The 8,593-nt window shown below is 27.0% G+C and carries 8 protein-coding genes; 2 read left to right on the top strand and 6 right to left on the bottom strand.

Going from position 1 to position 8,593, the window contains the following annotated elements; translation table 11 throughout:
* From ACI3VO_RS00240 to ACI3VO_RS00230, 3 genes are all read right to left on the bottom strand, one after another.
* A partial coding sequence (locus ACI3VO_RS00240) for a helix-turn-helix transcriptional regulator (RefSeq protein ID WP_439755980.1) occupies positions 1 to 480 on the bottom strand: 480 nt, incomplete at its 3' end.
* A 115-nt stretch (positions 481 to 595) separates the two neighbouring features.
* Positions 596 to 1,798, bottom strand: a complete 1,203-nt coding sequence (locus tag ACI3VO_RS00235) for an alanyl-tRNA editing protein (protein ID WP_439755979.1) — start codon at positions 1,796 to 1,798, stop codon at positions 596 to 598.
* A 128-nt stretch (positions 1,799 to 1,926) separates the two neighbouring features.
* Entirely contained in the window at positions 1,927 to 4,341 is a 2,415-nt protein-coding gene (locus tag ACI3VO_RS00230; RefSeq protein WP_439755978.1) for an ATP-binding protein, read from the bottom strand.
* A gap of 256 nt (positions 4,342 to 4,597) precedes the next feature.
* On the opposite strand from ACI3VO_RS00230, the gene ACI3VO_RS00225 reads away from it, so the two are divergent.
* A complete protein-coding gene (locus ACI3VO_RS00225) occupies positions 4,598 to 5,188 on the top strand; it encodes a hypothetical protein (RefSeq protein WP_439755977.1) in 591 nt (196 codons plus the stop codon).
* Between the two features lie 50 nt (positions 5,189 to 5,238).
* On the opposite strand, the gene ACI3VO_RS00220 is transcribed toward ACI3VO_RS00225, so the two are convergent.
* Together ACI3VO_RS00220 and ACI3VO_RS00215 are read right to left on the bottom strand one after the other, a co-directional pair.
* A complete protein-coding gene (locus tag ACI3VO_RS00220; RefSeq protein ID WP_439755976.1) occupies positions 5,239 to 5,988 on the bottom strand; it encodes a DUF6241 domain-containing protein in 750 nt (249 codons plus the stop codon).
* 1 nt (position 5,989) lies between these two features.
* A complete protein-coding gene (locus tag ACI3VO_RS00215; protein WP_439755975.1) occupies positions 5,990 to 6,475 on the bottom strand; it encodes an RNA polymerase sigma factor in 486 nt (161 codons plus the stop codon).
* A gap of 161 nt (positions 6,476 to 6,636) precedes the next feature.
* Here ACI3VO_RS00215 and ACI3VO_RS00210 point away from each other — a divergent pair, with 161 nt between their 5' ends.
* Positions 6,637 to 8,205, top strand: a complete 1,569-nt coding sequence (locus ACI3VO_RS00210) for an oligosaccharide flippase family protein (RefSeq protein WP_439755974.1) — start codon at positions 6,637 to 6,639, stop codon at positions 8,203 to 8,205.
* Between the two features lie 84 nt (positions 8,206 to 8,289).
* On the opposite strand, the gene ACI3VO_RS00205 is transcribed toward ACI3VO_RS00210, so the two are convergent.
* Positions 8,290 to 8,593, bottom strand: a 304-nt coding sequence (locus ACI3VO_RS00205; RefSeq protein WP_439755973.1) for an alpha/beta hydrolase, incomplete at its 5' end; no start/stop codon positions are given.

Genomic DNA, 8,593 nt, shown 5'->3' with positions numbered 1-8,593 from the left:
CTTTGCAGTCATAATATCGCCTAAATTTAAAGGTGTAGGTTTTTCTTCATCCCATAAATTCCAATGCTCTCTAATTTTTTTTGAAATAATCTCCATACTGTCGTTTTTATTTAAATTGTCTGGAAGATCTAGCTCTGGAAATCCTATATACTCTTCAAAGAACAAAAATAATTTTCTAATCATAATTAATTTTTCTCTGTAAGATATTTCTTCCATCCTAGGTATAGTAGAATTTGGATTGAAGTGAACATCCTCTACCACTACCTTTGTAGTTTCATTTTTGTAGAAATATTCTCTTGGAAAATAAAGTATGTTAGATAATTTCAATGCATTTTCTAAAGTTGGTTTATATTTATTATCCTCAAAGGCTAAGATATCTTTTTTGTTTATATTTGTTTCTTTAGCTAAAATGTCTACACTTTTGCCTCTATATACCCTGGCAATTTTCAACCTTTTTCCATTAAATAATTCTTTCTTCATTTACCATACTCTCTTTCATTATCAAATAAAAAATTTTTATTTTAAAGATTCGTAACGCTGATTTTACAACAGTTTAAATTATACTCAATATTTTATATAATATCAAATAATATTTCTAAATTATTTCTTTTTCTAATTTCATAATTGCATAATTCATAAGAGATTCTAGATTGGAATTATTTTTTCCTCCACCTTGTGCATTAGTTTTACTGCCTCCACCTTTTCCATCGATTAATTTAATTGCATCCTTTAAAAGCTTATTCATATCTAAGCTATTTAAATTTTTGCTGCATGAAAACACCAAATTGGCTCTATCTCCATTTGCAAGTGCAAATAAAACAACTCTATCATCTTCTTCTATTATCTTATTAGACACCTTAGATATGTACTTAGCGTCCTTATCTGTATATATTTTATTTATTACAGATACTCCATTTACTACTTTTGCAGATGAAATTATATCTTTTACTTCATACTCAGCGATTTCTTCTTTTAATTTTTTATTTTCTTTTATATAATCTTTTAGCTTATTGTTTATATTTTCTATTCCTTTGATAGCTTCTTGATCACTGCAGCTTAAATATTTACATATATTGCTAAGATATCTATCTCTATCTATTATATAATCTATCGCTTTGTTTCCTGCAAAATACTCTATTCTAGTTGAATCCTTGTATTTTTCCCATTTTCTAAATTTTATCACCTTTAAATTTAAAGTCGATTTAGGATGAACTCCACAGCAGCAATTAAAGTCTAAATCTCCTACCTTTACAATTCTGACATCTCCATTAATTTTAGAAAAATCCTCTTTTATTTTTAGCTTTTTAGCTTCTCTCCTAGTTATTTCAAAGCATTCTACAGCAATATTTTCTGAAATTATGTCATTTGCCATTTTCTCTATTTTGCAGATTTCATCATCAGAAAAACTTCCCTCAATATCTACAGAGCTTCCTTCAATTCCCATATGGAAGCTAGTAGTTTTTCTCTTAAATTCTTCTAAAAACAAGGCTGATATAACATGCTGTGCAAGATGATGTACCATCGAATACTCTCTTCTATCCCAATCTAAAGTGCATTTGACTTTATGAATTTTATTTGGCTTTGTTTTGATGATATGATATATTTCTCCGTCTTTTTCATATACCTCTTCTATCTCACATGCTTCTATTGTGCCTAAATCACATAGCTGTCCCCCTCCACCAGGGTAAAATGCAGTTTTATCCAAAACGACATGGTATTTTCCATTTATTTCTTCAACCTTTTCTACCTCACAAATAAAATCCTTTATATCAGAATCTTCATAAAATAATTTTTGCATTGTATTTTTACCTTTCCTTATACTATATTATTATTATCAATATATTTATTATACTATATTTTATATTGTAAAAAGTTATTATATTTTGATCATAAAAATAAGGAGGCAAAACACCTCCTCATTATTTACTAATTGTAAATATCAGAAAACTCTATATTACATCTTTCTATCTTGCTTTGACCCATTATATTATCGCTGACTATAAAATTTCTACTTTCAATGTCAGAGCTATTCATTCTATTTGGCAATATAACTTCAAAAGTTGAGCCTACCCCAACTTCACTCTCTACATTTACATATCCTTTATGAAGTCTAACAAATTCATTTACAATAGATAATCCTATTCCACTACCTTCACAAGGTCTTGTAAATCCATCATCCACTTTTTTAAATTCTTCAAATATAGTTTTTAACTCTTCCTTTTCTATACCAATTCCGTGGTCTTTTATATATATTTTTACAAAATCATCATCAATATGCATATATACTTCTATATCATTATTGTCTTTATTGTATTTAATAGCATTAGACAATAGATTTAAAATAATCCTTTCTATTTTTTCAGGATCGCAGCAAATAACTTGTTCCTCGCAATTAGTATCGAAAATTAGATGAACATCTTTATTTTCCAAATATGTAGCAACTGACATAGCTATATCTTCAACAATGTTTACTATATCGTAGTTTCCAAAATTAGTATCGTAGTATTCACTTTTTATTTGACTTAGATCTAATAGATTTTGCACAAGCCTCAACAATCTATAAGAATTTCTCTTTATAAAATTAATATGATAATCCAAATATTCCAGTGTATAGTTTTCATTTTGTCTATACTTTTCAATTAATTGAACTGTACCTAATATTATATTTATCGGAGTTCTAAATTCATGAGATATATTATTGAAAAATCTATTTTTCAACGATTCTAATTGCACTGCTTCTTCTAATAATTTTTCCTTCTTTTGATATTCCTTTTTATGCGTAATATCTCTAGCTGTAAAGAAGAAAGAATTCTCATTTTTATACTGCTTTATATTACACTCAAGCCACTTAAACTCTCCATTTTTACACATAAACTTGCTTTCCATATGTATAGTTGAATCATTTCCATTTTGAATTTGTTTATATAAAATCTCTCTATCCTTTATATCCATTATATTGTATAGACTTTGATCCTTTAACTCTTTTATATTCCATCCTAATATGCTTTTTAATCTCTCTGCATTTATATAAATAAGCTTTCCATCTTTATCGAATTTACCTACTATATCTACAGATATTTCTATACATTTTTGTAAATATTCTCTTTTTTGCTTATATTCTTTAAGCTCTTCCTTTATTTTTTTAGATTCATTTATATTTGAAATAGTCACAGCTAAATGAGAGCATATTGTTTTTATATAATCGTATCCGTATTCTATAGGCTTTGTATCCTGTAAGAATGTTATTATTATATGACCTAATATTTTTTTACCTATTGCAATATTATATATTCCTACTTTATATATATTTTTTTCCTTTAATTTTTTAGCAACTATTTCGTTTTTTATTTCGTCTACATATTTAATACCTTCTGACTCTAATCGCTTAGAATATCTTGTATACGAATCCTCAAATACTTGTCTTCTTTCTGTATCATCAAAGCTAAAATTGTCTAATACTACACCTCTGTTGACCAATGTATAAAAATCATTTTCTCTTTCCCTATAAAACATAATTGCTATTCCGTCTGCATGAAAATGCATCAATGTTTTTTCAGATACATAATCTAGTAAATTCATCACATCATTTTCATCTTCATTTAAAAATTTATTGATCTTTCTAAATTTAATACTTGTATAATCTAGTGTTTTATTTAAGTGCTTTCTTATATCTATATTTCTACTATTTCCAACTATATTCTTTACACTGCCATTTTCATTTAAGGTGACATCTACAGTCAATTCATACCATATTTTTTTATCATTAAAGGTCAGCCTCTTTTCTGAACAGAAAGGCTCTTTTCTCTTTATTACTTCATTTTCAATTTTTTCAATATATTCTGACTCTTTTGCGTTGAATAGCTCCGTCGTTCGATGACCTATAATCTCTTCCTTTGTCTTATTATGTGAATCACATTTTTTCTTATTGACATATAAATACTCTCCTTTTTTGTTTTTTATAAAGCAATTCATATTTATAGTGTCTAATAAAGCTTCTAAATCCTCTCTTTTATAGTATTTCTCACATACATCCCTCGCTATTATGAAATAACTACTCTCTCCATAAAAACTATCTTCTAATAAATCTCCATTAAAAAAATATCTTTTTGTATCAATTTCCAAGTAAAAATCAAAATTTATGTCTTCATCTTTTTCTAAGCTATTGATTAAATTATCTATACTTCTTCCATTACTGTATAGACAATCTTTTACAGGAGTATCTACAATGTCTTTTAAATCTATATTTATTTTTTTCAAAACAGTCTTGTTGGCAAACTTTATCTTTCTATTAGGGCTTATAACAAAAATAAAATTGTCCATATGATTAAAAATATTCACCATTTTTCATACCTCCTTGTAAAACTTTTTTGTAAATTTCTTTACATATCTCTATATATAAAGGATAAATCATTTCAAATAATAAATCAAACATTAATATATATGATTTTTTAACTTTTTTTGCACTTTCAATTATTTTTTATAATTTAAATAGTGTTTAAATTTTTAAAACAACATTTAAATTTCGATTTATAATTTTTTCATAATATAAATTTGTTTTATTTATTAAAGATGTTATAATTATATCTGAGGTGATTATATGAAAAAAAATAAAATACTATCTATTATTATCCTTTTAATTATCGTTTTAATAGGTGGATTTTTTATTAAAAAACATATTGATGATAATAAAGCTTTAGAAAACCAAATGGATGAATTAGATACTCCTTCTGGTACTAAAATCGAAGATAGTACAGAAGACAATTCTAATGAAGATTCATCAGAACTAAAAATAAAGGGCTACATACTATCTCTAAACGATAGCAATGTAGATTTAAATGAAATTCTAGAAAAAACTAATTTACAAGATAAAACTCCTGTACACGGACAGCTATCTTCTAATTACAACAGTGTAGCGGTTATCGAAACTAACCAAAAAATAGGACCTCTTTATTTAGTCGATTGTAAATACGATAAAAATACTAAGAAGTATTCAATTGAAGATGGATCTAAGCAGTTAATTACTGATTTTATACAATACTGTGATGTGTTAGTATTTTTAAATGAAGTAGATTCGTCAATAGCTAAAAAAGCTATATTAGTTGAAAAAGATGATAAATCATATTATTATCCTCTATCAACTAAATTCTTAGACGATTTATCTGGACAAGATTTAATCGAAAACAAATAGAAAAATACCTTATATAGCGAGATAATAAACCTGCTATATAAGGTATTTTTCTATTTAAAATATTTTTCTTTTATCTTCGATATATTTTCCTCATCAAGTGCATAGGCTTCTCCTATATTTCCCTTGAGTATAGACCAGACCTTGTTGTGCACTTCAACTGCATTAGAAAAATCTCCCTGCTGCCATTTTTCTAAATTGCTTCTGAAATAAATTCTCTGGTATTCATCCTGCAGGTAATCGACTCCTGAGAGAGCTTTTTTTATTGTCTTAGGTGTAACCTCAGTACATTCCCATTTATACTCTGCTTTTATAAGTGAATTAGCTAAGGAATGTATTAATTCTAACTCCTCCATATTACTCTTAGGTTTTTTAACGTCCTTTGCCTTCACTACAACGGTTGGTTTTGCATCCTTTAAATTTTCATCGCCTACTTTACCACCGAGCATTCTGATAATATTATCCTTGTCTAAAAAATTATGCGCTTTAACAAAAAAAGGATATACTGCTTCAATCTTTGAAAATATATTAGGATTATAAATCCCTAATATAGGCAATAATAAAATAAACACTAATAAAAGATCTACAACCCAACTTACAAGATAGCTTTTTCTCTCTTTTTTATCCTCTAAAAACGGTTCTTCTATTATATCGTCTAAATCAGATGGAATTTTTATATTTTCTAAATCATTTTTCGAAAAACAAAAATCTCCTATATCATTTTCAATATCCTGATCTATATTTATCTCTATATTTTTTAAACTGTTTTTATTATGTAATATATACGAATTTTGCTCTTTCATATTATAAATATTCACCCACACTTGCTTTGATTTTTTTTAGTGATTGCCTAATGTAAATTTGAACTGTATCTGCATTTAAATCCACTACCTCTCCTATTTTCTCATAAGAAAGCTCAAAATAGTATTTCAGTATAAGCACGCTTTTGTATTTTCCATCTAATAAATCGATTGCATTGTATAAACTTATCTTGCCATTATTATAGTAATCCTCAATATTTATGTCGTTTTCAACCATGCCTACACTTTCTAAGAAATTGTTAGTATTTATAATTATTATTTTATATATCCATAAAATAACATCTTGATCTTCGTCTAATTTTGAAATATTTTCTTTAATAAAACATATTGTATCTCTAAGTATTATCTTACTGTCCTCTTCGTATTTAGTGTGAAGAAAAATAAGCTTGTACATTTGTTCACTGTAATCTCTGATTAATTCTTTGATAGCTTTTTTATTTCCATTTACTGCTTTTAAAATATTATCCAACTTTACTCTCCTTTTCCTCTATTAGAAATAATTTTACACTTTTTTTATATTTTGAGCAACTTGTATATGTTGGATTTTAATATACAACTTGTATTTTCATATTATTTTTAAATAATCTCAATCATATAAATAAATATATTTATTTTTAAGGAGATACACTTATGAGAAGAAAAAATCTAATTATAAATACTCTTTTACTGACATTTTCAACTATGATATTAGGGCTTTTAGGAATGCTGTTTAGAATATATTTATCTAATAAAATCGGTAGTGAAGGAATGGGGCTTTTTCAGCTTATTATGAGTATTAATGTATTTGCCTGTACAATATCTATCTCCGGTATAAGGCTCACCTTAACTAGACTCGTAGCGGAGGAAATAGGTAAAAATAATAAAAATAAAGTTAAATATCTACTAAAATGTGGTTTTTTATACACTTTATTTTTCAGCACTATAGCATCGTTTATTTTATATAATAAATCTTACTTTATAAGTGAGACCTTGATAGGAGATATTAGAGCTAAGATTCCACTTCAGATTTTGGCTTTGAGTATGCCATCTGTAGGTATAGCAGCTTGTTTTAATGGATATTTTTACGGTTGCAGGAGGGTAGTAAAAAGTATATTCTCTGATTTTATAGAAAATATAACTATGATAATTGTAGTAGCTTTTTTTGTAACTTCATTTTGCGATTATAATCTAGAGCATACATGTTGTTTTATAACCCTAGGAATGAGCTTGGGAAATATCGCAGCTTGCCTTTGTTCCTTTGTTATGTATATATTAGAAAAAAGAAGCTCAACTAATAACCTTATTAGAAATATCGATAAAAGTATTTTTAGAGAAGTTATATCTGTGTCACTTCCTATTGCGGCAAGTGCATATGTACAGACCTTTTTGAAATCTATAGAAGATATATTAATTCCCAAATCACTAAAAACATATGGATCATCGACTGCTACATCGTTGTCGATATTTGGTATGATAAAAGGCATGGCGCTACCTCTTTTAAATTTTCCATCGATATTTTTAGCTTCCTTTTCGACACTTATTATTCCAGAAATAGCACAGTACAATGTATTAAATAAGCCTAAATCAGTCAATTTCGTTATATCTAAGGTTATAAAATTCACTCTTATAATTGCATTTTTTTCGACTGGATTTTTTATGACTTATTCAAATGAACTGGGATTTATTTTATATAAAAACACTCAAGTTGGAATTATATTAAAAATACTAGCTCCCTTAATTCCACTTATGTATTTAGATAGGATTGTAGATGGAAGCCTAAATGCTTTAAATCAACAGGTATATACACTAAGATATAACTTGATAGATATGACTGTTAGAATATCTACGATAAACCTATTGATTCCTAGATTAGGTATTGAAGGGTTTATATTAGTTCTGTTTACAAGTACAATTTTGAATTTTTCTCTGAGTATGAGCAGACTTTTAAAAGTCACAAAGCTCGATTTTTCAATCTTAAACTGGATTATAAAGCCTTTTTTTTCGATATTTATATCTACTTTTTTTATAAAAAATTTATTCGATTATTTAAATATAGACCTCTTAATAGCTGAAGGCGTTTTATCTCTAATTATTTACATAACTTTATTATTTTTATTTAAATGCATATCTAAAAAAGATATTATGTGGTTTGTAGATGCATTTAAAAAGGATCCTAGAGGCGCTAATTGGAAGGATTTAAATTTATACAGACAGATTTAATATATAATACATAGAAAAAAGATTGATTTGAAAATCTAAATTGAAATTTTCTCATCAATCTTTTTGTATTAAATATATTTTTCACTATTCTATTGCTTGAATAAAATTCACTATACTGCTGACAGCCTTATTTTGCTGCTGCTCCTCGCTTATAAGAGCAGTCTCATCTTTTTTGTAAGTTCCGTAATCTCCAAATTGAGAATGGTTTGCTCCCTCTATTTCAATGTAAGTCGTATCAGATGGTAGCTTTTCCTTTGCGTCAATTAGAGCCTGAAAATCGATGACACCATCTTTACTTCCCCAAATAGATAAAACATCCATACCGATTTCTTTTAAATAAGAATCTATCGGATACGAAGATATCAAGACAACTCCGTCAATTTTATCT

Source organism: Intestinibacter sp., assembly GCF_051866655.1.
Classification (GTDB): Bacteria; Bacillota; Clostridia; order Peptostreptococcales; family Peptostreptococcaceae; genus Intestinibacter.
Note: the sequence above shows the minus strand (reverse complement) of the source record. Positions and strands in the feature narration are given on the sequence as shown.

Excerpts from the sequence above, each read along its gene's own strand:
- ACI3VO_RS00235 (WP_439755979.1), bottom strand. The coding sequence starts at position 1,798 with ATGCAAAAATTATTTTATGAAGATTCTGATATAAAGGATTTTATTTGT.
- ACI3VO_RS00230 (WP_439755978.1), bottom strand. The coding sequence starts at position 4,341 with ATGGTGAATATTTTTAATCATATGGACAATTTTATTTTTGTTATAAGC.
- ACI3VO_RS00225 (WP_439755977.1), top strand. The coding sequence starts at position 4,598 with ATGAAAAAAAATAAAATACTATCTATTATTATCCTTTTAATTATCGTT.
- ACI3VO_RS00220 (WP_439755976.1), bottom strand. The coding sequence starts at position 5,988 with ATGAAAGAGCAAAATTCGTATATATTACATAATAAAAACAGTTTAAAA.
- ACI3VO_RS00210 (WP_439755974.1), top strand. The coding sequence starts at position 6,637 with ATGAGAAGAAAAAATCTAATTATAAATACTCTTTTACTGACATTTTCA.